The sequence below is a fragment of the Pseudomonas sp. PDM15 genome (genome assembly GCF_014851565.1).
Lineage (GTDB): Bacteria > Pseudomonadota > Gammaproteobacteria > Pseudomonadales > Pseudomonadaceae > Aquipseudomonas.
In genome coordinates this window covers 666,582-690,177 of record NZ_JACVAA010000001.1, presented here as the reverse complement: position 1 = coordinate 690,177, position 23,596 = coordinate 666,582, and the positions used below count along the sequence as shown (strand labels likewise).

Here is a 23,596-nt window from a genome sequence, read left to right as displayed (position 1 = left end):
AACAGAAGATCCATCTAGCTGTTGTTTTTGTTGTTATGCGGCACGACTGAGGCGTCAAGTTAACGGATTTCCAGGCAAAACTGCAGTGCGGATTTCGCAGGTTTGTACAAACAGCGACAACGCTAGCGGCGAATTGTTATGGCCGTGGGTCGGAATACATCGGGCAGACAAAAAAGAACCCCGGCATTTGCCGGGGTTCTGGTACTGCAAGGAGCGTACTACTTGTCTTCGCTGCGCTGGTGCTTGAAGAACACACCGTTGTCGCCGAAGGACGAGGCGATGAACGGCGAGGTCAGCTCCATCTCGCCGATCTTCACTGCGCTGTTGCGACGCTGTTGGGCGTAGCTGCGGTTGGTGGACGGGATGATCGAGGTCTTGATCTCCATCGAGGTGGCGTACACGTCATACAGCTTGGTGCCGGCGGCCAGGGTCACCAGATCGTTGCGGAAGTCGTGGGCGGCGGTCGAGAAGATACTGCGCAGTTCCGGCTTCGGCACGAAGTAGATCTGCGTCGGCGCCTTGACCGTGGTGACGGCCTGACCGGTCTGAGTCACTTCCGCCATGTCGTCCACGCGCAGCAGGGTCGGCTTGAGGCTGACCAACGAGAACAGCAGGGTGGTGCCCAGGGTGTCGTTGGTCTCCGGCAGGACGAACTGCGACAGCTCGTTGGCGAAGAAGTTGTGGTTGCTGCCCTGCCCGCTCAGGGTATAGAGCGCGGAGACGTTCTGCGACGGTTTGCCATCGACGAAGGCCTTCCACGCCAGCCCCGGCTGGAAGCCGTTGGCTGCCGGATCACCGGCCACCGACAGACGCAGCAGACCGTTTTCCGAGCCTTGGAACAGACCGGTATAGGGATTGCCCGGCACGGCGGCGAACTTGACCTTGGCCATCACGCCATGCGGGTGCATGGCCTTCTCGTAGCCGGCCGGCGCCACGTCGGTACGCTCCTGTACCTTCTTCCACAGCACGGAGCTGATCAGGCCGCCGACGTCCACCGGCGGAATGACCGGCAGCTGGCCTTCGGCGTACTGGGTACGCATGGCACCGTTGACCCACAGGTTGTCCTGCTTGGCCTTGGCCGGCCAGGTCTCGTAGTCGGCCGGAATGTTCAGACCCCAGGGCTTGAAGGCGTTGTCCACGCCCACCAGGCTGCTGTCGAGCTGCGGGTTGTGACGCTTGATCACGTCGACCATGGTGGTGTTTTCGACCCAGGCCAGGCCTTCCGCGGTGTAGATTTCCGGACGGTAGTCCTTGGTGTAGAAGCGGTCGGTCATCAGGCGGCGCGAGGCGTTCATGATGAAGATCTGGAAGGCCGTCTCGCCGAAGGCGAAGCCGTCCGGACGCACGGTCTCGGCCAGCATGCCGACCAGGGTGTCGATCTTCTCGATGTCGTTGCCGTACACACGCTTGAGGTTGGCCAGGGTGGCCGGGTCGGTGGTCAGGTCTTCGAACTTGGTGATCGGGTTGAGGCCGATCTCGCGACGGAACTCGTTGTAGCGCGGCACGCCACGTTCGCGATCACGCAGTACGTCGATGGTGGCCAGGTCGATGTTGCCGACCAGCGGAATCGACAGATTGCGCAGGAAGTTCGGGTAGTTGTTGAGGGTCAGCGAACCCGGGTTGGTGATACCGAAGGAGTACCACAGACGATCCGGATGCTCGCCGTTGAGCAGATTCTCGGCATCGCGATCACGGGTGTTCTGCAACTGCACCGAGCGCGAAATGATGTTGGAGCCGATGTCGTAGACGTCGACCTTGTCACGCATCAGCGGGTGCATGCGGTATACCGCCACGAACTCCTCGGTCAGCGTGTAAGGCACGCCGTAGTTGTTCGGGTTGGTCGAACCGACGATACCGGCCAGGGCGTGGTCGATGGCCGAGCTGCCGGCCTGACTGCCGTCGATGCCGAGGATGCGCAGGACGAAGGAGTTGGAGCTGGCCAGGTCGGCCTGCAGCATGCGCGCTTCCTCCTGGTACTTGTCGCGGTTCGGACCGGAGCCCAGCAGGCCCCACCAGTTGGCGTACATGGCGCGCTCGGTGACCGGATTGGCGATCACCGCCGGGGTCCACTCCACGGTATGGATCTTGGCCATCAGCGCGGCGTTGACCAGGCGAGCATGGTCATACAGCCACTGATCGTTCTTGTCCGGGTACTTCTGCTTGAGCATCGTCGCGATGGCGTTGTGCTCCTTGGTGAACAGCTGGTGCAGCATGCTCAGACCGACCCACCAGTTCTCGTTGAAGCCGGTGACCGGCTTGCCACTGAGGAAATCGGTGGGCAGGGTGCCGTCGGGGTTGATCTTCAGCTTGCCGTCGACGAAGGAGCGCACCTTGTCGTTGGTGGCCTTGTCGCTGCCATACAGCTGCGAACCGTCCCACCAGTGGGTGTTGTGGTTGCGGTAGGTGGCCGGCTTGCCGGCTTCGGCGGCGGTACGGGTCGGATCGGGCTGGGTGCGGCGTACGGAGAGGTTGCCGCTGCCCAGTACGTCGCCAGCCGGCAGCGGTACCTGGATTGGGTTGGCTTCGGCGTTGGGGCCGTGCTCGACCCAGTCATGCACCATGAACTGGATCCAGGAGGCGGCGATGAAGTTGAGGCTGGGCGCCGGCTTGAACTCGCCGCGGGCCATCAGCACGTTACTCACTTCCCGCGGGTTGGGGCTGAGCAGGGTGTCGGATTCGGTTTCGCCGTGCGTGACGTTGGGATTCACGTTGCGGCCGAAGCGGCGGTAGACCGAGCCTTCGGCGGGGTTGGCGAGGATGTTACAGGTGCCGTCCTCGGTACGCGCCACCTGACTGCGCGCATCACAGGTGATGGTGGCATTGGCGGCAGGCAGGTTGTCGACATCGAACAGGTTTTCCTTGAACAGCACGTCGCGTTCGAGCGCGAGTGTGATCAGGCCTGCGTAGATGCCCAGGGTGCCGAACTTGACCAAGCTCGGCCATGTGACCCAAACAGACATGGCGGTATCTCCCGATTCTTCTTGTACTAATTACGGTTTGGTGCCGGGATTTTCCGGCAGGCGGGAGATTAGGGATTTGTGCGCCCCCCTCCCCCCTCCCCGGGGAGGGGCAGAGCGCAATAGGTGCACCATTCGTCAGCTGTTGCGTTGCTGCATGCTGAGGATGGCTTCGGTGCGACCGGAGAGATTGAGCTTCGAGTAGATGTTCTTCAGGTGCCACTTGGTGGTGGACAGGGCGATGCCGGTGCTGGCGCTGATTTCCGTGTTGGAAAGGCCCTTGAGCAGGCAGGCGAAGATTTCCGCCTCCTTGTCGGTGAGCAGGCTCACCAAGTCCGGCAACGACGCTGAAGGCGCCTGGCTCTCGGCCAGAAGGAACTCGGCATAGGCCTCGCTGTAGGCCTCCGGCACCTGCAGCTGGCCCGAACGCAGCAGGCCGAACACCGCCTCGGCGAAGCCGGGCGCCTCGTCGAACACCGAACGGTTGATGTTGACGATGCCGAAGCGCGCCACCAGCTCCAGCAGCGCCTTGATCTGCTGCTCCGACGTCTGCTGCGGCGCGCTCTGCACCAGCAGGTTGGCCTCCACCACCAGCGCCCGCGCCTTCATCTCGCTCTGCTGCAGCGACTGCGCCAGCACCTTGAGGATGCGGCAGGCGCGCGGCTGAGCGCCACGCATCACCAGCCAGTACACCGCGGCCAGTCCGTAACGCTCCCAGCATTCGTCGTAGGGCCGCACCTTTTCCCATTCGCCGGCCGCCAGGCGCTCCTCTATACCCAGGCGCTGGGCCAGGCTGTCCAGCGCCGCCGGACGCCCGTCGAGATAGGCCTGGCGCATGCTCTCCTGGGCCACCTGACTGGCGAAGCGTGCGTAGTTGCCCAGCTGCAGGATGCGCGACAGCTGCTCCAGCAGTCGTCCGGCGCGCCCCTGGGACTGACGTCGGTAGAGCAGGCGCGACAGGGTGATGTGTACGGTGGCGATGGTCTCGGTGGCCGAGGACGAGGTGACCATCGCCATCAGGTCCTCGCACAGCTGCTGGGCGGCGGCCAGCTGATTCTGCTCGTACAGGGCCACCACCATGGCGGTGGCGCGGTTGAGCCAGGCCGGCGACGAGCGCTCGGTGCGCTGGTAGTCCTGGCACACATCCTTGCGCGCGCTGGTGGCGCGTCCGGCGTTGCGGTTGCACAGGGCGATGATCAAGTCGGCGTAGCTTTCCAGGAACAGCTGGCCGGTGCGCGCCAGGAGCGCCTTGGACTCCAGGGCCAGCTGTATCGACTGCTCCAAGCGCCCGTGCATCAGGTGGTGATAGGCCAGGATGGTCAGGGCCAGGGCGCGAATGTCCGAGGAGATGCCGGGGGCCAATAGGTCCGACCAGCGCTCGCCGGGGTCGAACGCCAGGTCGTACTGGAACAGTTCCAGGTTCAGCGCCAGCAGCTGGCGGGTCGGCGCCTCCAGCCCCGGGCGATCGGAGCAGCGCTCCGCCAGTTCGTCCACGCAGTAGCGCGCTTGGTGGAAACGCCGCGACAGGGTCAACGCATAGGTCATCGGAACCAGCAGACGCGGCCGCTCGCACAGCTCGGTCTCGCTGAGCGGCTCCAACCATTTCAGCACCTCGGCGAAGTGGCCGCTGCGCACCCACTGCTCACACGCCTCCTCCAGCAGACAGTGGAACAGCGCCTGATCACCACTGCGCTGGGCATGCTGCAGGGCCTGTTCCAGATCGCCACGGGTATGAAAATGCAGGGCCGCGCGGCGGTGCAGCACCGGCACCTGCTGCGGTTGGTGCATGGCCAGGCGCTTGGCCAGGAAGTCGTGCAGCAGCGCATGGTAGCGGTAGTGACCAGGCAGTTGGTCCACCGGCAGCAGGAACAGCTCGCGGGCGGCCAGTTCCTCCAGCAACAGGGCCGAGCCGGAGCGATCGAGCACCTGGTCGCACAGCTCGCCGTCGAAGCGCTCGAAGATCGCGCAGCTGAGCAGGAAGTCGTGCATCTGCGGCGACAGGCGTTTGAGCACCACATGCCCGAAGTAGTCGACTATTTCCGGCTGGCTGCCGTTGAAACGCTCCAGCGCCACCGTGCCGAAACGGGCGTAGGCCAGCAGCGCCACCTTGACCCCGGCCATCCAGCCCTCGGTCATGGCCATCAGACTGTCGACATAGGCGGGGCTGAGATCGGGCCCGCCGAGGTGGGCATTGAGCTGCTGGATATGCAGCGGCGACAGGCGCATGTCGTGCTGGTCGATGCACAGCAGCTTGTTCTCCAGCTTCAGTCGACTGAGGGAGAAACCGGGATGGTTGCGCCCGGACAGCACCACCCGGGTACCGCCCGCCAGGCGCTCGAGCATGGCCGAAAGCACCTCGAGGATGGTCGGCTGGCTGATGAACTGGAAATCGTCGAGGACAAGATAGAGTTCACCGTCGACGCGGTTCAATGCATCGGCCAGGTATTCACCGACCACGTCGGGTGCCTGGTACATCTCGGCGGCGAAGGGGTTGAACCAGGAGACGTCGAAATCTTCGACCAGGGCGCGGATGCCCTCGGCCAGGTGGCGGAAGAAACGCACCGGCTCGTTGTCACGCGCCTGCAGCGGGTAGTGCATCACACTGCGACCTGGCCTGCCCGCCTGCCAGTGAGCCAGCAGCGTGGACTTGCCGGAACCGGCGGGCGCCAGCAGCACGGTCAGGGGAAATTGCGCGCAGTGATCGAGCAACTCGAGTAGCTCAGCGCGGGCGAACCCCGCGGGAACCGAGGTAGGCGGTTTGCGATCTTCCATTGCAGTGATCCGTCAGGCTTATTTTTATTGTTGAACGGGAAGCACGTGGGAGCCGATGATAGCGGCTCGTTTCCAGGAAGTTTCGAAACGTTTCACGCTTCTGGCCGCAACTCGACGTGCGGCAACAGTGCGCGAGCACGCAGATAGATCAAGCAGGTGCGCCATGGACAGGATACTTGCGGTATGGTTGGCGGCACCCGCAGAGTACGGGCCCAACCGATGCGAGCCGGACAGAGCCCGCACGAATAAGAAGAACAACGGGGGATTCATGCTTTGAGCGCTACCCGCATACGCCTTCCCGCCTGGCTGCAACGCCACGGTGTGACTGGCCTCTGCCTGCTCGTGGTGCTGCTCATTACCCTGAGCATGACCAAGCAGAGCATCGACCTCCTGCGCCTGCTGCGCAGCGAAGCGCCGAGTGCACCCGCGGCCGCCACGGTCGCGCAGCCCCAACAGGTGTCGCTGCAGCAGCTGCAGAACCTGTTCGGCACCCCGGCCCGCCCCGCCGGCGACCAGAACGCACCGCCCACCAAGCAGCAGATGACGCTGCTGGCCAGCTTCGTCAACCCGGACGCCCAGCGCTCCACCGCCATCATCCAGGTCGCCGGCGACAAGCCCAAGCGAATCGGCGTCGGCCAGGAGATCAACTCCAGCACCACCCTGCAGGCCGTGCACAAGGACCATATCGTGCTCGACCGTGGCGGCAACGAGGAGAGCCTGCACTTCCCGGCCCTGCGTTCGCCCACCCTGACGCCTTACTCCGCCGATCCCTATTCACCGCAGGAACCCACCGCCGAGCAACTGGAACAGCTGCAGGACGAGGACGTCCAGGCTTTGCAGCAGCGCATCCAGGACCTTCAACAACGCATGGAAGGCGACGGCGACATGCCCGCGCCCGAAACACCGGAAGCCGAATAGAGCCCATGACCGACTCCAAATTCCTGTCGCAGAAACGCCTTCCCCTCGCCCTGCTGCTGGCCGCGAGCTGCCTCGCCGCCCCGTTGCCGCAGGCCATCGCGGCCGAGCCGGCGCCGGCCACCCAGGGCGCCGAGACCTGGACCATCAACATGAAGGACGCCGACATCCGCGACTTCATCGACCAGGTGGCGGAGATCTCCGGCGAGACCTTCGTCGTCGATCCGCGGGTCAAAGGCCAGGTCACGGTCATCTCCAAGACCCCGCTGGGCCTGGAGGAGGTCTACCAGCTGTTCCTCTCAGTGATGAGTACCCACGGCTTCAGCGTGCTGGCACAGGGCGACCAGGCGCGCATCGTGCCGGTAACCGAGGCACGCAGTGGTGCCAACAGCAGCCACAACGCACCGGACGACATTCAGACCGAGCTGATCCAGGTGCAGCACACCTCGGTCAACGAACTGATCCCGCTGATCCGCCCGCTGGTGCCGCAGAATGGCCACCTGGCCGCCGTGGCCGCCTCCAATGCCCTGATCATCAGCGACCGCCAGGCCAACATCGAGCGTATCCGCCAACTGATCAACGATCTCGACGCCCAGGGCGGCGGCGACTACAACGTGATCAACCTGCAGCACGCCTGGGTCCTGGACGCCGCCGAGGCGCTGAACAACGCGGTGATGCGCAACGAGCGCAAGGATGGTTCCGGCACCCGGGTGATCGCCGATGCCCGCACCAACCGTCTGATCATCCTTGGCCCGCCGGCTGCCCGTCAGCGCCTTGCCAACCTGGCGCGCTCGCTGGACATCCCCAGCACCCGTTCGGCCAATGCCCGGGTAATCCGCCTGCGCCACAGCGATGCCAAGAGCCTGGCCGAGACCCTCGGCGACATCTCAGAAGGCCTCAAGGCCCCCGAGGGCGGTGGCGAAGCGGGCGGAAACAGCAAGCCGCAGAACATCCTGATCCGCGCCGACGAAAGCCTCAACGCCCTGGTGCTGCTGGCCGAGCCGGACACCGTGGCGACCCTGGAAGAAATCGTGCGCAACCTCGACGTGCCGCGCGCCCAGGTGATGGTCGAGGCGGCCATCGTCGAGATCTCCGGCGACATCAGCGACGCCCTTGGCGTGCAGTGGGCGGTGGACGCCCGCGGCGGCACCGGCGGCCTGGGCGGGGTCAACTTTGGCAACACCGGTCTCTCGGTCGGCACCGTGCTGCGGGCCATCCAGGAAGACGAAATTCCCGACAATGTGACCCTGCCGGATGGCGCCATCATTGGCATCGGCACCGACAGCTTCGGCGCGCTGATCACTGCCCTGTCCTCCAACAGCAAGAGCAACCTGCTGTCGACACCCAGCCTGCTGACCCTGGACAACCAGCAGGCGGAGATCCTGGTCGGCCAGAACGTGCCGTTCCAGACCGGCTCCTACACCACCGACTCCTCCGGCTCGAGCAACCCCTTCACCACCATCGAGCGCGAAGACATCGGTGTGACCCTCAAGGTCACCCCGCACATCAACGACGGCGCCACCCTGCGCCTGGAAGTGGAGCAGGAAATCTCCTCGATCGCCCCCAGCACCGGGGTCAACTCCCAGGCAGTGGACCTGGTGACCAACAAGCGCTCGATCAAGAGCGTGATCCTCGCCGACGACGGCCAGGTGATCGTGCTCGGCGGGCTGATCCAGGACGACGTCACCAGCACCGATTCCAAGGTGCCGTTACTGGGCGACATCCCGCTAATCGGCCGGCTGTTCCGCTCGACCAAGGACACCCACATCAAGCGCAACCTGATGGTGTTCCTGCGCCCGACCGTGGTCCGCGACCGTGCCGGCATGGCCACATTGTCCGGCAAGAAATACAACGACATCAGCGTGCTCGGTGCCGACGAAGACGGCAACAGCCAGCTGCCGGGCGATGCCGTGCGTCTGTTCGACAAGCCTGGCGCAGCCGCCATCGACCTGCGCAAGGCAGATGAATGACGGTGATGGAAATGAAAAACGCCGCTCACTGAGCGGCGTTTTTTATTGCAGGTTCATAACCTGAATCAGTTGCTTAGAGCGCGGCCAAACCACGGGCCAGGTCGGCCTTGAGATCGGCCACGTCTTCCAGACCCACGGCGACGCGGACCAGGTTGTCGCGGATGCCCGCATTGGCCCGCTCCTGCGGCGACAGGCGGCCGTGGGAGGTGGTCGCCGGGTGAGCGATGGTGGTCTTGGTATCGCCCAGGTTGGTGGTGATCGAGATCACCCGGGTCGCATCGATGAAACGCCACGCCGCTTCCTTGCCACCCGCGACCTCGAAACTGACCACCGCACCGAAGGCACTCTGCTGCCGCTTGGCCAGCTCATGCTGCGGGTGGCTGGGCAGGCCGGAGTAGTAGACCTTGTCGATGCCCGGCTGGGTCTCCAGCCACTGGGCCAACTGCAGGGCGCTGGCGCTGTGGGCCTGCATGCGCACACGCAGGGTCTCCAGCCCCTTGAGGAACATCCAGGCGTTGAACGGGCTGAGGGTCGGCCCGGCCGTGCGCAGGAAGCCCACCACCGCCTCCATCTCGGCCTTGCGCCCGGCGACCACGCCGCCCAGGCCGCGGCCCTGGCCGTCGATGTACTTGGTCGCCGAATGCATGATGATGTCGGCGCCCAGCTTCAGCGGCTGCTGCAAGGCCGGGGTGCAGAAGCAGTTGTCCACCACCAGCAGCGCCTTGCGGGCGTGGGCGATCTCCGCCAGAGCGGCGATGTCGACCAGTTCGGCCAGCGGGTTGGACGGCGACTCGACGAACAGCAGCTTGGTGTTGGGCTTGAAGCCTGCCTCCCAGGCAGCCAGATCGGCCAACGGCGGGTAATCCACCTCGATGCCGAAGCGCTTCAGGTACTTCTCGAACAGGCTGATGGTCGAGCCGAACACGCTGCGCGACACCAGCACGTGGTCGCCGGCGCTGCACTGGCTCATGACGATGGCCAGGATCGCCGCCATTCCGGAGGCGGTCGCGACTGCCTGCTCGGCACCTTCCAGGGCGGCGATGCGCTCCTCGAAGGCTCGCACGGTCGGGTTGGTATAGCGCGAGTAGACGTTGCCCGGCACCTCGCCGGCGAAGCGCGCAGCAGCGTCGGCGGCGCTACGGAACACGTAGCTGGAGGTGAGGAACATGGCCTCGCCATGCTCGCCCTCCGGCGTGCGGTGCTGGCCGGCACGCACCGCCAGGGTGTCGAAGCCGACGCCTTCGAGGTCGCTGTCCAGCCGTCCCGCTTCCCAATCCTGGCTCATGGCTGCTCCCGGCCTCAGTCGTTGTGCAGATCGATGATGGCGCTGACCATCGGGCTGCCCGCCTTGGCCGCATCGTTACGCGCCTGCTCGATCTTGTTCAGGTAGTGCTCGTTGACGTCGCCGGTCACGTACTGGCCGTCGAACACCGCACAATCGAAGTGCTCGATCTTGATCTTGCCGCCACCGACCGCCTCTTTCAGGTCGTCCAGATCCTGGTAGACCAGCCAGTCGGCGCCGATCAGCTCGGCCACTTCCTCGGTGCTGCGGCCATGGGCGATCAGCTCGTGGGCGCTTGGCATGTCAATGCCGTACACGTTCGGATAGCGCACCGCCGGGGCGGCCGAGCAGAAGTAGACGTTCTTGGCGCCAGCCTCGCGGGCCATCTGGATGATCTGCTTGCAGGTGGTGCCACGCACGATGGAGTCATCCACCAGCATCACGTTCTTGCCGCGGAACTCCAGTTCGATGGCGTTGAGCTTCTGCCGTACGGATTTCTTGCGCGCGGCCTGGCCGGGCATGATGAAGGTGCGGCCGATATAGCGGTTCTTGACGAAGCCCTCGCGGAACTTCACGCCCAGATGGTTGGCCAGCTCCAGGGCAGAGGTACGGCTGGTATCCGGAATCGGGATGACCACGTCTATGTCGTGGTCCGGACGCTCGCGCTGGATCTTCTCGGCCAGCTTCTCGCCCATGCGCAGGCGCGCCTTGTACACCGACACGCCGTCCATCAGCGAGTCCGGGCGGGCCAGGTAGACATGCTCGAAGATGCATGGCGAGTACTGCGGGTTCGACGCGCACTGGCGGGTATGCAGCTTGCCGTCTTCGGTGATGTACACCGCCTCGCCCGGCGCCAGATCGCGGATCAGGCTGAAACCGAGCACGTCGAGGGCGACGCTCTCGGAGGCGATCATGTACTCCACGCCCTCGTCGGTGTGGCGCTGGCCGAAGACGATCGGGCGGATCGCATGGGGGTCGCGGAAGCCGACCACGCCGTAGCCGGTGATCATCGCCACCACGGCGTAGCCGCCACGGCAACGGGCATGCACGCCGGCGACGGCGGCGAACACGTCTTCCTCGGTGGGCTGCAGCTTGTTGCGCACCGCCAGCTCGTGGGCGAACACGTTGAGCAGCACTTCCGAGTCGGAGTTGGTGTTCACGTGGCGCAGGTCGGACTCGTAGATCTCGCGCGACAGCTGCTCGACGTTGGTCAGGTTGCCGTTGTGCGCCAGGGTGATGCCGTACGGCGAGTTGACGTAGAACGGCTGCGCCTCGGCGGAGCTGGAGCTGCCGGCGGTGGGATAGCGCACGTGGCCGATGCCGACGTGGCCCACCAGACGCTGCATGTGGCGTTGCTGGAAGACATCGCGCACCAGGCCGTTGTCCTTGCGCAGGAACAGGCGCCCGCCGTGGCTGGTGACGATGCCGGCAGCGTCCTGGCCGCGATGTTGGAGCACGGTAAGGGCGTCGTACAGGGACTGATTGACGTTGGACTTACCGACGATACCGACGATGCCGCACATGTGACGCAACCTCTGTGTAGTGAATCAGGTAGTTCCAGGCTCTTACGGCAGTTTAGGCTGCAAGAGACCCTCGTAGGACGGAAGCTCGGGCGTCTGCGTGATGCCGCTGGCGAGCCACTGGCTGGTCAGGCTCAGAATCAGATTCTTCGACCAATCCGCCACCATCAGAAAATGCGGCATCAGGGTCGACTGCTGCCACCATTCATCCTGTTGTACCGGGGCCAGGCTGACCAGGCCTACCAGTACCACCACCAGCAAGGCCCCGCGCGCCGCGCCGAAGACCATGCCGAGAAAACGATCGGTGCCCGACAGGCCGGTTACCCGGATCAGCTCACCGATAAGGAAATTGATCAGCGCCCCGACCAGCAGAGTCACGATGAACAGCATGGCGCAGGCCGCGATTACGCGCATCGACGGCGTCTCGATGAAATCCGTCAGGTGCTGCGACAGGGCGCCGCCGAACATCCAGGCGACCACACCGGCGATGATCCAGGTCAGCAGCGACAAGGCCTCCTTGAAGAAGCCGCGCCGCAGGCTGATCAAGCTGGAAATGGCGATGACGGCGATGATCGCCCAATCGACCCAAGTGAATGCCACGTTGCTGCCTACAGACGGGAAAGGCGGCGAATTCTAGCAGAGCGTGCCCGGCCGGGTAAGCCGGGGTCGCTATATGGCTCTGATAGAGGAAATCAGCCGTTTTCCGGCTGGAAACGCACCACGAAGCCTTTGAGGTTCTGCTGGCGATTGAGCAGGTCACGCAGGCGATCGGCTTCGGCGCGCTCGATCACCGGGCCGACGAATACCCGATTCATGCCGTCAAAGCTGCGGATATAGGCGTTGTAGCCGCCGCTGCGCAGGGTCTGCTGCAGCTTCTCGGCGCCCGCCCGACTGGACAGGCTGGCTAACTGTACCGACCAACTGACCGGCAAGTTATTGGCATCCAGGCCGCTGGCCGGCTTCGTTGCAGCCTGAGTCGGCTCGGGCTTTTCCACAGGCGGCTGGACCTGGACCTGGACCTGGGCTTGCGCCTGCGGCTCGGCAGCAGGCTGGGTCGGCGCGGCGATCGGCTCGCTGGAGGTCTGCGGCACCGGCTCCACCGGTGGCACCTCGTCCTCGGCCACCGGCTCGGGCACCACCACCGGATCCAGGGCAACATCCGGCATGCTCGGCCTGTCCGGCATCGCCGGTGCATCCACCGTCACCTGGCGCAGCTCGTCCTCACGGGAAAACAGCATCGGTAGGAAGATCACCGCCAGCGCCACCAGCACCAGTGCGCCGACGATCCGCTGCTTGAGCCCCTTATCCAGCACTGCCATTGCCTGCCTCCGCCTGTTGGCCGAGCCACTCCAGGGCTTCAGCCACGCAATAGAAAGATCCGAACACGAGGATCTCGTCGCCCTCGCTCGCCTGGCCACACTGTACCAGCAATGCCTCGGCCACGCTGGCGCAGGCACGCACATCCGCGCCCAGGTTGCGCAACACCGCCTCCAACTCGCCAGCCGGACGGCTACGCGGACTATCCAGTGGCGCCACCGCCCAGCCCTGCACCTCGAGCTGCAACGGCGCCAGCACGCCCTCCAGATCCTTGTCGGCAAGCAGACCGAATACGGCGAGACGCCTGCCCTTGAGTGGTCTAGCAGTCAGGCGCGTAGCCAGGTACTCGGCGGCATGCGGGTTATGACCGACATCCAGCAGCAGCGTCAGCTCCCTGCCCTGCCAGTTCACGCGGCGCACATCCAGGCGGCCGGTCACGCGCGTACGCTGCAGCGCAGCGACCAGGCTTTCCGGTTGCCAGGCCATGCCCAGCACCGCATAGGCCTGCAGGGCCAGGGCGGCGTTTTCCATGGGCAGATCCAGCAGAGGCAGGTCGTGCAGCTCCAGCACTCGGCCATCGGCGGTCAGACCGCGCCAATGCCAGGCGCCTTCGCTCACCGCCAGGTCGTAGTCGCGCCCGCGCAGGAACAGCGGGCAATCCAGCTCGGCCACGCGCTGCAGCAATGGCAACGGCGGATCCAGGTCACCACAGAACGCCGGCTTGCCCTGGCGCAGGATGCCAGCCTTCTCAAAGGCCACCGACTCGCGGGTATCGCCGAGCCAGTCGGCATGGTCCAGACCGATGCTGGTGACCAGCGCCAGGTCGGCGTCGACCAGATTGACCGCATCCAGCCGGCCGCCGAGGCCGACTTCCAGGACCACGGCGTCCAGCGCTGCGCGCTCGAACAGCCAGAAGGCCGCCAGGGTGCCCATCTCGAAATAGGTCAGGGAAATCTCGCCTCGCCCGGCTTCGACCGCCGCAAAAGCCTCGCAGAGCTCAGTGTCGCTGGCATCGCGCCCCTCGAGCTGAACCCGCTCGTTGTAACGCAGCAGATGGGGCGAGCTGTAGACGCCAACCTTCAGCCCCTGCTCACGCAGCAGGGAGGCCAGAAAGGCACAGGTGGAACCCTTGCCATTGGTGCCGGTAACGGTGATCACCAGCGATGCGGGCTTGCCCAGGCCGAGCCGGCGAGCCACCTCGCGACTGCGCTCCAGGCCCATGTCGATGGCGCTGGGGTGCAATTGCTCCAGATAGCTCAGCCAGCCGGCGAGGGATCGGCTCATGCAGTGGCCGCGGGAGTCGGCAGATGCTGCAGTTGCGCCAGCAGGCGGGCGAGGCGCGGACGCAGATCGTTGCGGTGGATGATCATGTCGATGGCGCCATGCTCGAGCAGGAACTCGCTGCGCTGGAAGCCTTCCGGCAGCTTCTCGCGCACGGTCTGCTCGATCACCCGCGGTCCGGCAAAACCGATCAGCGCACGCGGCTCGGCGACGATCACGTCACCGAGCATGGCCAGGCTGGCGGATACACCGCCGTAGACCGGGTCAGTCAGCACAGAAATGAAGGGAATGCCCTCTTCGCGCAGGCGCGCCAGCACGGCGCTGGTCTTGGCCATCTGCATCAGGGAGATCAGTGCCTCCTGCATGCGCGCGCCACCGGAAGCGGCGAAGCACACCAGCGGGCAGCGCTGCTCCAGCGCGGCGTTGGCGGCACGCACGAAGCGCTCGCCGACGACGGCGCCCATGGAGCCGCCCATGAAGCTGAACTCGAAGGCACAAGCCACCACGGGCATACCCTGCAGCTTGCCGCTCATGGAAACCAGCGCGTCTTTCTCGCCGGTTTCCTTCTGGGCGCTGGCGATGCGGTCCTTGTACTTCTTGCTGTCACGGAATTTCAGGCGATCCACCGGCTCCAGCTCAGCGCCCAGCTCCTCGCGCCCCTCGGCGTCGAGGAACAGGTCCAGGCGGGCGCGCGCATCGATGCGCATGTGGTGGTTGCACTTGGGGCAGACGTCGAGGGTCTTTTCCAGCTCGGGGCGATAGAGCACGGCATCGCAGGATGGGCACTTGTGCCAAAGCCCTTCGGGCACCGAGCTCTTCTTGACCTCGGAACGCATGATCGAGGGGATCAGCTTTTCTCTCAACCAGTTGCTCATGCTTACTCTCCGTAGCTGTTCGGGGTCTTGGTCGACCCAGGCAAACTTTGATTCAGGCCGAAGGCGACGAATGCCGCTCCCCGGCCGGGGCGCAATGGGTTATGGACGGCAGGCGCCCGCCCGCCGTCACATTAACCGCCACGCGCCGCGCGAATGAAAGCCCCGACCTTTTCCGCATCCTTGATGCCCTTGCTCGCCTCGACCCCGCCGCTGACATCCACCGCATAGGGACGCACCCGTGCCACCGCCGCTGCGACGTTATCCGCATGCAGGCCGCCAGCCAGGATCACCGGCTTGCTCAACCCCTCAGGCACCAGTGACCAGTCGAAAGCCTCGCCGGTTCCGCCGGGCACGCCGTCGACGTAGGTATCCAGCAGAATGCCCTTCGCTCCAGGGTAACGATTCACCTGGACAGCGATATCGTCGCCGGCCTTGACCCGCAGCGCCTTGATGTAGGGGCGATTGATGCTTTCGCAATGCTCGGGGGACTCGTCGCCGTGGAACTGCAGCAGGTCCAGCGGCACGCTGGCGAGGATCCGCTGCAATTCATCATGCTCGATATCGACGAACAGGCCGACCGTGGTCACAAATGGCGGCAGCGCGGCGATGATCGCCCGCGCCTGCTCGATGCCGACGGCGCGCGGGCTCTTGGCATAGAACACCAGACCAATAGCATCGGCCCCGGCCTCGGTTGCCGCCAGCGCATCCTCGACACGAGTGATCCCGCAGATTTTGACGCGAACGGCTGTCAACGTGCCGGCACCTTCTGAGAAAGAAAAATCGATGGTAGCAAAGCCGCGGGGCAGTTTCAGCCGAAGCTTTGCGGCAACGAGGAGAGGAAATGCGGCCCTAGGTAGCGCTGCGGCAGCTCGAACTCCTCGGGATACTCCACCTGCACCAGATAAAGCCCATAGGGATGAGCCGTTACCCCACCGGCGCGGCGATCACGCGAGGCCAGCGCATCGAGCACCCAGGAGGGCTCGCGCTCACCCGCACCGATGGTCATCAAGACCCCGGCGAAGTTGCGCACCATGTGGTGCAAAAAGGCGTTGGCGCGTACATCGATGATGATGAAGCGACCATGCTCGATCACCTCGAGGTGGTGCACCGTCTTCACCGGCGACTTGGCCTGACACTGCACCGCGCGGAACGAGGTGAAGTCATGCGTACCGACCAGGTGGCGAGCCGCTTCGCGCATGCGCGCAACATCCAGCGGGCGGTAGTTCCAGGTGACTTCCTCGGCCATGTGCGCAGGCCGTATGTGGTCGTTGTAGATCACATAGCGGTAGCGCCGGGCGCAGGCCTTGAAGCGGGAGTGGAAATGCGCGGGCATGACCTTGGCCCAGGTCACGCTGATGTCCGCAGGCAGGTTGGCATTGGCACCCATGACCCAGGCTTTGAGCGGACGCTCAGCATGCGTGTCGAAATGCACCACCTGCCCACTGGCATGCACGCCGGCATCGGTGCGCCCCGCGCACATCAGGCCGATCGGCTCGGCGGCCACCTGCGAAAGCGCCTTTTCCAGCGATTCCTGCACCGTCGGCACACCACTATCCTGGCGCTGCCAGCCACGGTAACGAGTGCCCTTGTACTCCACGCCAAGAGCGATTCTGAAAACGCCAGGGGCGGCCATTTCGGCCGCCCCTGTTGGTATTGCTTCAAACATGGATCAGCTCAGTTTGGAGATCAGATCACGAGCTTCCTGCTGCTGACCTTCGCTACCCTCGGCAATCACTTCGTCGAGGATGTCGCGGGCACCTTCACTGTCACCCATGTCGATGTAGGCACGCGCCAGGTCTAGCTTGGTGGCGGTCTCATCGGTACCCGAGAGGAAGTCGAAGTCGTCGTCCACGTCCTGCCCTGCTGCAGTAGAAGAAGCTTCCGGCAGGGAGGCCGGCAGTTCGTCAGCCAGGCCGCTGCTCAGCTGATCAAGCTCGGCGGACACTTCATCCAGCTGGGCGGCAAAGCTGTCGTCGGCCGGAGTGCTGGGAGTCTCTTCGGCGAGGGACAGATCGAAATCGGCCGGCATGTCCAGATCGACTTCGCTGCCTGCAGTGCTTGAGGCGATCGGCTCGTCGTCCAGGCTCAGCATGAAGTCGTCGTCAGCCGCGGTCGCGCTCGGCTTGCTGTCGGCTTCCAGATCCAGGCTGAAATCGGCCAGATCATCACTCAGGGACAGACTGTCGCTGGTGCTTTCGCCACCCAGGTCCAGATCGAAGTCCATGTCGCTGCTGGCGGTGCTCGCCGGCGCGGCCGGAGTATCGAAGTCCAGACCGGAGTCCAGGTCCAGATCGTCCAGAGTGGTCTCGGCCACCGGGGCGGCGGGCGTGAGCGGCTCGTCGAGATTGACGTCCAGATCATCCAGGCTCAGATCGAAAGAGTCATCCAGGTCGGAAGAGGCGGCGGGTTGCTGAGCAACCGGCTCGTCCAGGGTCAGGTCGTCCAGGCTGAACGCATCCAGGTCGTCGGACGCGACAGCAGCACCACCGGCAGCGAAGGCGGCCACGGCCATCGCCGGGTACTTGGCCTTCAGCTGATCGACGGCACCGGCAGAACCGCCGATCTCGCGCAGTTCCTGCTCTTGGCGGGCGAAACCATCGCGATCGCCCAGCTCGGCATAGACTTCCATCAGCTTCAGACGCAGATCGCTGCGGTGCGGCTCGTCGTTGATCGCGTTGTGCAGCAGTTCTGCGGCCTGGGTGAACTTGCCGTAGGCGATATAGATGTCGGCTTCGCCCAGGGCGTCGGCGGTTTGCGGCGCCACGCGCTCTTCGGCCTGCTCGCGCACCACGGTTTCACCAGAGGCGTCACCGAGACCGGCGAAGCTGTCATCCGGCAAATCCATGTCATTGGCGAAGGCGTCGTTGCCGTCATCGCCGGCCAGGCTGTTCTGCAGCTCGGCCTCCTTCATGGCATTGCGGCGCGACAGCACCATCAGACCGACCAGCAGCACCAGCAGCGCACCACCGCCGACGGCACCGAGCAGCATCGGGTTGGCCAGCAACTGATCAACCATGCCTTGCGGCTCGGGCTCCTTGACTACCGGAGCGGCAGGTTTGGCGGCCTGGGCGGGCTTGGCCGGTTGAGCCGGCGCGGGAGCGACAGCCGGTTTGGCCGGCTGAGCGGCAGGCGCCTGGACTGCCGGCTTAGCCGGCTCGGTCTTTGGGGCAGCTTCCTCGTAATTGAAGTCGGTAGTCGCTGGTTTCTCGACCGGAGGCACGGTTGCCGGCGTGGTCTCCGCTGTCGGCGCTGCCGGAGCGGCCGGTTTCTCTACCGGTTTCTCCGCGGGCTTGGTCGCGGTAGCTGGAGCGGTCGGGGCGACCGGCTGAGCCGGAGTCGCTGCAGCCTTGTTCTGCTGAGCCAGATCGGCCTGCAGTTTGGCCAATTGATTGTCTTTCAGCTCGAGCAGGCGCTGCGCCTTGTCCAGCTGGCTCTGCAGGTCGGCCATGCGGCTCTGCAGCTCTGCGCTTTCGCGGCGGCTGGAGTCGAGGCTTTCTTTGGTCACGGCCAGTTGATCGCTGAGCGCCTTGCTGTCGCCCTTGCCCTTGTCGCTACCGGCAGTGGACTTGCCACTATCGGCGGCAACCAGTTTCAGGCTGTCCTTGGCATCGGCCTTGGCCGGAGCGGCGCCGGCGCTGTCGCGCTTGGTGGCATCCAGCTGGCGGGAGCTGCTGGCAGCAACGCTGCGGCCTTCACGCCAGGCAGTGTTCTGCTCGCCAACCTGGGCGATGGCCTCGCTCTGGCTGCGGCTCTTGACCTGGGCGTCGGTCGGCAGGCGCAGCACCTGACCGCTCTTCAGGCGGTTGATGTTGCCGTCGACGAAGGCGCCCGGATTGAGATCCTGAATGGCCAGCATGGCCTGGTGAACGGAGCCGCTTTGGCGGCTGCGCTGGGCGATTTCCCACAGGGTATCGCTGGAAGTGGTCTTGTACTGGTCGCCGTCGATCTTGGCGGTGGCCGGGGTGGCGGCCGGAGCAGCCGGACGGGTCGGGGTACTGGCGCTCGGCGTTACCGGGCGCGGTGTCGGTGCAACGGTCTGCGGACGCGGCGCCGGAGCGGCGGCTACCGGCAGGCGCGGCGCGGCAGTGACTACCGGACTCGGCGAGTACATCGGCGGATCCAGCAGCAGGGTGTACTCGCGCAGCAGGCGGCCGTTCGGCCACAGCACCTCGACGAGGAAGTTGACATAGGGCTCGCGCACCGGCTTGGTCGAGGTGATGCGAATCACGCTCTTGCCGTTGGGCTTGATGATCGGAGTGAACTTGAGATCGGTCAGGAAGTACTGACGATCAACACCCGCCTTGTTGAACTCTTCAGGCGAGGCGAGCGTCGGGATTACTTCGGTCTGCGCCAGATCGCGCACTTCGAGCAACTCGATCTCCGCCACCAGCGGTTGGCTCAGCGAGGACTGCAGGTCGATTTCCCCCAGCCCCAGTGCATGTGCCGTACCCGAGGTCAGCGCGGAAGCAGCCGCAATTGCCAGCACCAGTTTGCGAACCCGAACCATAGCGTAATCCCTTGTTTTATCTTTTTTTCTCGTTGAACGAGAGGATTTGAAGTGCGCCGCCTGCGCCCGCCCGAAAGCGGCTCCCCGTCAGCGAACTACCAAAACAGTATTGCCAAGCTAGAATAATTCTTCAAATTTGGGGCTAAGTATCTTTTACAGATAGTGTTTTATCAACAACTCACCAATTTGCACAGCATTGAGCGCCGAGCCTTTTCGCACATTATCTGACGCAATCCACAAATTAAGCTCAGTTGGATCGTCCAAGCCAGCACGCAGGCGCCCTACATAGAGCTCGTCCTGCCCCACGGCATCTCCGACCACGGTCGGATAATCGCCCTGCTCCACCATTTCGATCCCGGCCTGCTGCTCTAGCAACGTAGCGACTGCGGCCACATCCACCGGCGCTGCGGTTTCCAGGCAGACGGCCAGGCTGTCGCCGAAGAACACCGGCGCCACGCAGCAGGTAACAGCCACTTTCAGCCCGTCGATCGCCAGCACCCACTTCAACTCGTCGGCCATCCGGCGCTCCAGCCGCGCATGACCGCCCTCTTCCACTTCGCCGAGCTGCGCCAGCACATTGAACGCCACCTGGCGACCAAACACCTGCGGCTCCAGCGGACGCATGTTGAGCAACTCGGTGGTCTGCCGGGCCAGTTCGCTGACACCGGAGCGGCCAATGGTGGAAACGGATAACAACGCATTCATCACGATCTTGCGCAACCCGAGCCGGGTACGCAGCGGCGCCAGTACGGCAGCCAGGGCGGTGGCAGCCGGTGCCGGACTGGCCAGCAGATAGGGTGCGCTCGCCGCGGCCAGCGCCTCGGCATTGGCCTCCGGCACCAGGGGCAGCGCCTGCGGCAAGCCGCCGCTCAGGTCGATCACCGAGCAGCCGGCGGCATGCGCCTTGGGGCCGTACTGGCGACTGATGTCCTCACCTGCCGCAAAGAAGGCCAGCTGCACCTGGGCGAAATCGAAGTCAGCCACCTCGCGCACCCGCAGGTTCTTGCCGCGGAAGGCCATGGCCTGACCGACGGAATCATTTCCGGCCAGCAGGTGCAGGCCGGCGACCGGGAATTCGCGCTCCTCCAGCAGCTGCACCAGGGTTTCACCCACGGTGCCGGTGGCGCCGATCACGGCGATAGCGAGGGACTTGGACATCGGAATACCTTGAGACAGAGACGCGGGTGGGCGGCACTCTACGCTGCGCCCGAAAGACTGACCACAGAAACAAAAAAAGGCCGGTAATCACCGGCCTTTTTTGCTGACTGACTAACGAATCAGCGCTCCAGCAGGATACGCAGCATACGGCGCAGCGGCTCGGCCGCGCCCCACAGCAGCTGGTCACCGACGGTGAAGGCGCCGAGGTATTGCGAGCCCATGTTGAGCTTGCGCAGACGGCCGACCGGTACGCTCAGGGTGCCGGTGACGGCGGTCGGGCCGAGATCGCGGATGCTCGCCTCGCGGGTATTCGGCACCAGCTTGACCCAGGGGTTGTGCTGGCTGATCAGGCCTTCGATGTCGGCCATCGGCACGTCCTTGTTCAGCTTGATGGTCAGCGCCTGGCTGTGGCAGCGCATGGCGCCGATGCGCACGCACAGGCCATCCACCGGGATCGGGCTCTTGAAGCGACCGAGGATTTTGTTGGTTTCCGCCTGGCCCTTCCACTCTTCGCGGCTCTGACCGTTGGGCAGCTCCTTGTCGATGTAGGGGATCAGGCTGCCGGCCAGCGGTACGCCGAAGTTGTCCACCGGGAACGACTCACCGCGCATGGCCTCGGCGACCTTGCGGTCGATGTCGAGGATGGCGCTGGCCGGGTCGGCCAGATCGTCGGCCACGGAGGCGTTGATCGCGCCCATCTGCTTGATCAGCTCGCGCATGTTCTGCGCGCCTGCGCCGGAGGCCGCCTGGTAGGTCATGGCGCTCATCCACTCGACCAGACCGGCCTCGTACAGGCCGCCCAGGGCCATCAGCATCAGGCTGACGGTGCAGTTGCCGCCGATGTAGTTCTTGGTGCCGGCGTCCAGCGACTGGTCGATGACCTTGCGGTTGACCGGGTCCAGCACGATCACCGAGTCATCGGCCATGCGCAGACTGGAGGCCGCGTCGATCCAATAGCCATTCCAGCCGGCTTCGCGCAGCTTAGGGAAGACTTCGCTGGTGTAGTCGCCGCCCTGGCAGGTCAGGATCACGTCGAGGCTCTTCAGCTCGTCGATGCTGTAGGCGTCCTTCAGCGGGGCGACGTCCTTGCCAATCGCCGGGCCCTGGCCGCCGACATTGGAAGTGGTGAAGAACACCGGCTCGATCAGGTCGAAGTCACGCTCTTCCAGCATACGCTGCATGAGCACGGAACCGACCATACCGCGCCAACCGATCAGACCTACACGTTTCATAACGACTCACACCTATATAAGCAGCCCGCCGACAGGTGCCGGCGGGGCTGGAAAGATTACAGACTGCGCAGGGCCTCGACCACTGCATCACCCATGGCGGCCGTACCGACGCGGGTCTTGCCTTCGGACCAGATGTCGCCGGTACGCAGGCCCTGATCCAGCACCTTGCTCACGGCAAGCTCGATGGCGTTGGCGGCAGCGGCCTGGTTGAAGGTGTAACGCAGCATCATCGACACCGAGAGGATGGTCGCCAGCGGGTTGGCGATGCCCTGGCCGGCGATATCCGGCGCCGAACCGTGGCACGGCTCGTACATGCCCTTGTTGTTGGCGTCCAGCGAGGCGGACGGCAGCATGCCGATCGAACCGGTGAGCATGGAAGCCTCATCCGACAGGATGTCGCCGAACATGTTGTCGGTGACCATCACATCGAACTGCTTGGGCGCGCGCACCAGTTGCATGGCGGCGTTGTCCACGTACATGTGGCTCAGCTCGACATCCGGGTAATCCTTGGCCACTTCCTCGAACACGGCGCGCCACAGCTGGCTGGAGGCAAGCACGTTGGCCTTGTCCACCGAGCACAGCTTCTTGTTGCGCACACGGGCCATGTCGAAGCCGACGCGGGCGATGCGGCGGATCTCGCTCTCGCTGTACGGCAGGGTGTCGTAGGCCATGCGCTCGCCGTTTTCCAGCACCTTGCTCTCGCGCGGCTGGCCGAAATAGATGCCGCCGGTGAGTTCGCGGACGATGAGGATGTCCAGACCCGCGACCACTTCCGGCTTGAGGCTGGAGGCCTCGGCCAGTTGCGGGTAGAGGATGGCCGGACGCAGGTTGCCGAACAGCCCCAGCTGCGAGCGTATCTTCAGCAGGCCGCGCTCGGGGCGGATGGCCGGGTCGATCTTGTCCCACTTCGGTCCGCCGACGGCGCCGAGCAGCACTGCATCGGCGGCACGGGCGCGATCCAGGGTCTCGTCGGCCAGCGGCACGCCGTACTTGTCCACGGCAGCGCCGCCCAGTTCGTCGAACGACAGCTCGAAGCCCAGGGCGTACTTGTCGTTGGCCAGGTTCAGCACCTTGACCGCCTCGGCCATGATCTCCGGACCGATACCGTCGCCGGGAAGAATCAGAATCTGCTTGCTCATGCTCAATCCTTAATCACTTGATCGCGCCGAACAGCCAAGGGCTGCTCTGCTGGTGTTTGGCTTCGAAGGCCTTGATCGCGTCCTGGTCCTGCAGGGTCAGGCCGATGTCGTCCAGGCCGTTGAGCAGGCAGTGCTTGCGGAAGGCATCGACCTCGAAGCTGTACTGTTTGCCGTCCGGACGGGTCACAGTCTGCGCCGCCAGGTCCACGGTCAGCTGGTAGCCCTCGGTGGCCTCGGCCTGCTGAAACAGCTCGTCGACTTCGGCGTCGCTGAGGATGATCGGCAGCAGGCCGTTCTTGAAGCTGTTGTTGAAGAAGATGTCGGCGTAGCTCGGCGCAATGATGGTACGGAAACCGTACTCCTCCAGCGCCCAGGGCGCGTGCTCGCGGGAGGAGCCGCAACCGAAGTTCTCGCGGGCCAGCAACACGCTGGCGCCCTGGTAACGCGGGAAGTTGAGGACGAAGTCCTGGTTCAGCGGGCGCTTGGAGTTGTCCTGGTTGGGCTGACCCACGTCCAAATAACGCCACTCGTCGAACAGGTTGGGGCCGAAGCCGCTGCGCTTGATCGACTTGAGGAACTGCTTGGGAATGATCTGATCGGTGTCGACGTTGGCGCGATCGAGCGGGCAGACCAGGCCAGTGTGCTGGGTAAAGGCTTTCATCGTCTAGCTC

The 23,596-nt window shown here is 64.6% G+C and carries 17 protein-coding genes; 2 read left to right on the top strand and 15 right to left on the bottom strand.

The window, feature by feature from the left end; all coding sequences use genetic code 11:
* Positions 1–218: 218 nt before the first annotated feature.
* On the bottom strand, positions 219–2,960 hold the full coding sequence (locus IB232_RS03380) for a peroxidase family protein (protein ID WP_192397140.1): 2,742 nt from the start codon (positions 2,958–2,960) through the stop codon (positions 219–221).
* 135 nt (positions 2,961–3,095) lie between these two features.
* On the bottom strand, positions 3,096–5,729 hold the full coding sequence (locus IB232_RS03375; protein ID WP_192397139.1) for a LuxR C-terminal-related transcriptional regulator: 2,634 nt from the start codon (positions 5,727–5,729) through the stop codon (positions 3,096–3,098).
* A 273-nt stretch (positions 5,730–6,002) separates the two neighbouring features.
* Here IB232_RS03375 and IB232_RS03370 point away from each other — a divergent pair, with 273 nt between their 5' ends.
* Positions 6,003–6,647 (top strand): type II secretion system protein N, encoded by a 645-nt coding sequence (locus IB232_RS03370; protein ID WP_192397138.1) that lies wholly within the window; start codon positions 6,003–6,005, stop codon positions 6,645–6,647.
* Positions 6,648–6,652: 5 nt separating this feature from the next.
* The gene (gene gspD / locus IB232_RS03365; protein ID WP_192397137.1) at positions 6,653–8,614 is read left to right on the top strand and encodes a type II secretion system secretin GspD; all 1,962 of its coding nucleotides are present in this window, start codon (positions 6,653–6,655) and stop codon (positions 8,612–8,614) included.
* A gap of 73 nt (positions 8,615–8,687) precedes the next feature.
* Here gspD and IB232_RS03360 read toward each other — a convergent pair whose 3' ends face one another.
* The 13 genes from IB232_RS03360 to leuD all read right to left on the bottom strand — a co-directional run bounded on the left by IB232_RS03360 (position 8,688) and on the right by leuD (position 23,586).
* Positions 8,688–9,899 (bottom strand): O-succinylhomoserine sulfhydrylase, encoded by a 1,212-nt coding sequence (locus IB232_RS03360; RefSeq protein ID WP_192397136.1) that lies wholly within the window; start codon positions 9,897–9,899, stop codon positions 8,688–8,690.
* A 14-nt stretch (positions 9,900–9,913) separates the two neighbouring features.
* Positions 9,914–11,419, bottom strand: coding sequence for an amidophosphoribosyltransferase (purF, locus tag IB232_RS03355; protein ID WP_192397135.1), 1,506 nt, complete (start codon positions 11,417–11,419; stop codon positions 9,914–9,916).
* A 42-nt stretch (positions 11,420–11,461) separates the two neighbouring features.
* On the bottom strand, positions 11,462–12,016 hold the full coding sequence (locus tag IB232_RS03350; protein ID WP_192397134.1) for a CvpA family protein: 555 nt from the start codon (positions 12,014–12,016) through the stop codon (positions 11,462–11,464).
* A 92-nt stretch (positions 12,017–12,108) separates the two neighbouring features.
* Entirely contained in the window at positions 12,109–12,735 is a 627-nt protein-coding gene (locus IB232_RS03345) for an SPOR domain-containing protein (protein ID WP_192397133.1), read from the bottom strand.
* Positions 12,719–14,017, bottom strand: coding sequence for a bifunctional tetrahydrofolate synthase/dihydrofolate synthase (gene folC, locus IB232_RS03340; protein WP_192397132.1), 1,299 nt, complete (start codon positions 14,015–14,017; stop codon positions 12,719–12,721). The genes IB232_RS03345 and folC overlap by 17 nt, the downstream gene beginning before the upstream one ends.
* A complete protein-coding gene (gene accD, locus IB232_RS03335; RefSeq protein WP_137972535.1) occupies positions 14,014–14,889 on the bottom strand; it encodes an acetyl-CoA carboxylase, carboxyltransferase subunit beta in 876 nt (291 codons plus the stop codon). Before accD ends, folC begins: the two co-directional genes overlap by 4 nt.
* 131 nt (positions 14,890–15,020) lie before the next feature.
* Positions 15,021–15,641 carry a phosphoribosylanthranilate isomerase gene (locus IB232_RS03330; protein WP_192397131.1) on the bottom strand — a complete coding sequence of 207 codons (621 nt, stop codon included), beginning with the start codon at positions 15,639–15,641 and terminating at the stop codon, positions 15,021–15,023.
* Positions 15,642–15,697: 56 nt separating this feature from the next.
* The gene (gene truA, locus IB232_RS03325; RefSeq protein WP_192397130.1) at positions 15,698–16,555 is read right to left on the bottom strand and encodes a tRNA pseudouridine(38-40) synthase TruA; all 858 of its coding nucleotides are present in this window, start codon (positions 16,553–16,555) and stop codon (positions 15,698–15,700) included.
* Positions 16,556–16,558: 3 nt separating this feature from the next.
* On the bottom strand, positions 16,559–19,396 hold the full coding sequence (locus tag IB232_RS03320; protein WP_192397129.1) for a FimV family protein: 2,838 nt from the start codon (positions 19,394–19,396) through the stop codon (positions 16,559–16,561).
* A gap of 153 nt (positions 19,397–19,549) precedes the next feature.
* The gene (locus tag IB232_RS03315; protein ID WP_192397128.1) at positions 19,550–20,554 is read right to left on the bottom strand and encodes an aspartate-semialdehyde dehydrogenase; all 1,005 of its coding nucleotides are present in this window, start codon (positions 20,552–20,554) and stop codon (positions 19,550–19,552) included.
* A 119-nt stretch (positions 20,555–20,673) separates the two neighbouring features.
* A complete protein-coding gene (asd, locus tag IB232_RS03310; RefSeq protein ID WP_192397127.1) occupies positions 20,674–21,786 on the bottom strand; it encodes an aspartate-semialdehyde dehydrogenase in 1,113 nt (370 codons plus the stop codon).
* Between the two features lie 56 nt (positions 21,787–21,842).
* Positions 21,843–22,925, bottom strand: coding sequence for a 3-isopropylmalate dehydrogenase (gene leuB / locus IB232_RS03305; RefSeq protein WP_192397126.1), 1,083 nt, complete (start codon positions 22,923–22,925; stop codon positions 21,843–21,845).
* A gap of 13 nt (positions 22,926–22,938) precedes the next feature.
* The gene (gene leuD / locus IB232_RS03300) at positions 22,939–23,586 is read right to left on the bottom strand and encodes a 3-isopropylmalate dehydratase small subunit (protein WP_192397125.1); all 648 of its coding nucleotides are present in this window, start codon (positions 23,584–23,586) and stop codon (positions 22,939–22,941) included.
* Between the last annotated feature and the right edge of the window lie 10 nt (positions 23,587–23,596).

Bases quoted from the DNA above. Each gene is read 5' to 3' on its own strand.
- IB232_RS03360 (WP_192397136.1), bottom strand. From the start codon at position 9,899: ATGAGCCAGGATTGGGAAGCGGGACGGCTGGACAGCGACCTCGAAGGC.
- accD (WP_137972535.1), bottom strand. From the start codon at position 14,889: ATGAGCAACTGGTTGAGAGAAAAGCTGATCCCCTCGATCATGCGTTCC.
- IB232_RS03380 (WP_192397140.1), bottom strand. From the start codon at position 2,960: ATGTCTGTTTGGGTCACATGGCCGAGCTTGGTCAAGTTCGGCACCCTG.
- IB232_RS03315 (WP_192397128.1), bottom strand. From the start codon at position 20,554: ATGTCCAAGTCCCTCGCTATCGCCGTGATCGGCGCCACCGGCACCGTG.
- asd (WP_192397127.1), bottom strand. From the start codon at position 21,786: ATGAAACGTGTAGGTCTGATCGGTTGGCGCGGTATGGTCGGTTCCGTG.
- purF (WP_192397135.1), bottom strand. From the start codon at position 11,419: ATGTGCGGCATCGTCGGTATCGTCGGTAAGTCCAACGTCAATCAGTCC.
- gspD (WP_192397137.1), top strand. From the start codon at position 6,653: ATGACCGACTCCAAATTCCTGTCGCAGAAACGCCTTCCCCTCGCCCTG.
- leuB (WP_192397126.1), bottom strand. From the start codon at position 22,925: ATGAGCAAGCAGATTCTGATTCTTCCCGGCGACGGTATCGGTCCGGAG.
- truA (WP_192397130.1), bottom strand. From the start codon at position 16,555: ATGTTTGAAGCAATACCAACAGGGGCGGCCGAAATGGCCGCCCCTGGC.
- IB232_RS03375 (WP_192397139.1), bottom strand. From the start codon at position 5,729: ATGGAAGATCGCAAACCGCCTACCTCGGTTCCCGCGGGGTTCGCCCGC.
- IB232_RS03345 (WP_192397133.1), bottom strand. From the start codon at position 12,735: ATGGCAGTGCTGGATAAGGGGCTCAAGCAGCGGATCGTCGGCGCACTG.
- IB232_RS03320 (WP_192397129.1), bottom strand. From the start codon at position 19,396: ATGGTTCGGGTTCGCAAACTGGTGCTGGCAATTGCGGCTGCTTCCGCG.
- folC (WP_192397132.1), bottom strand. From the start codon at position 14,017: ATGAGCCGATCCCTCGCCGGCTGGCTGAGCTATCTGGAGCAATTGCAC.
- leuD (WP_192397125.1), bottom strand. From the start codon at position 23,586: ATGAAAGCCTTTACCCAGCACACTGGCCTGGTCTGCCCGCTCGATCGC.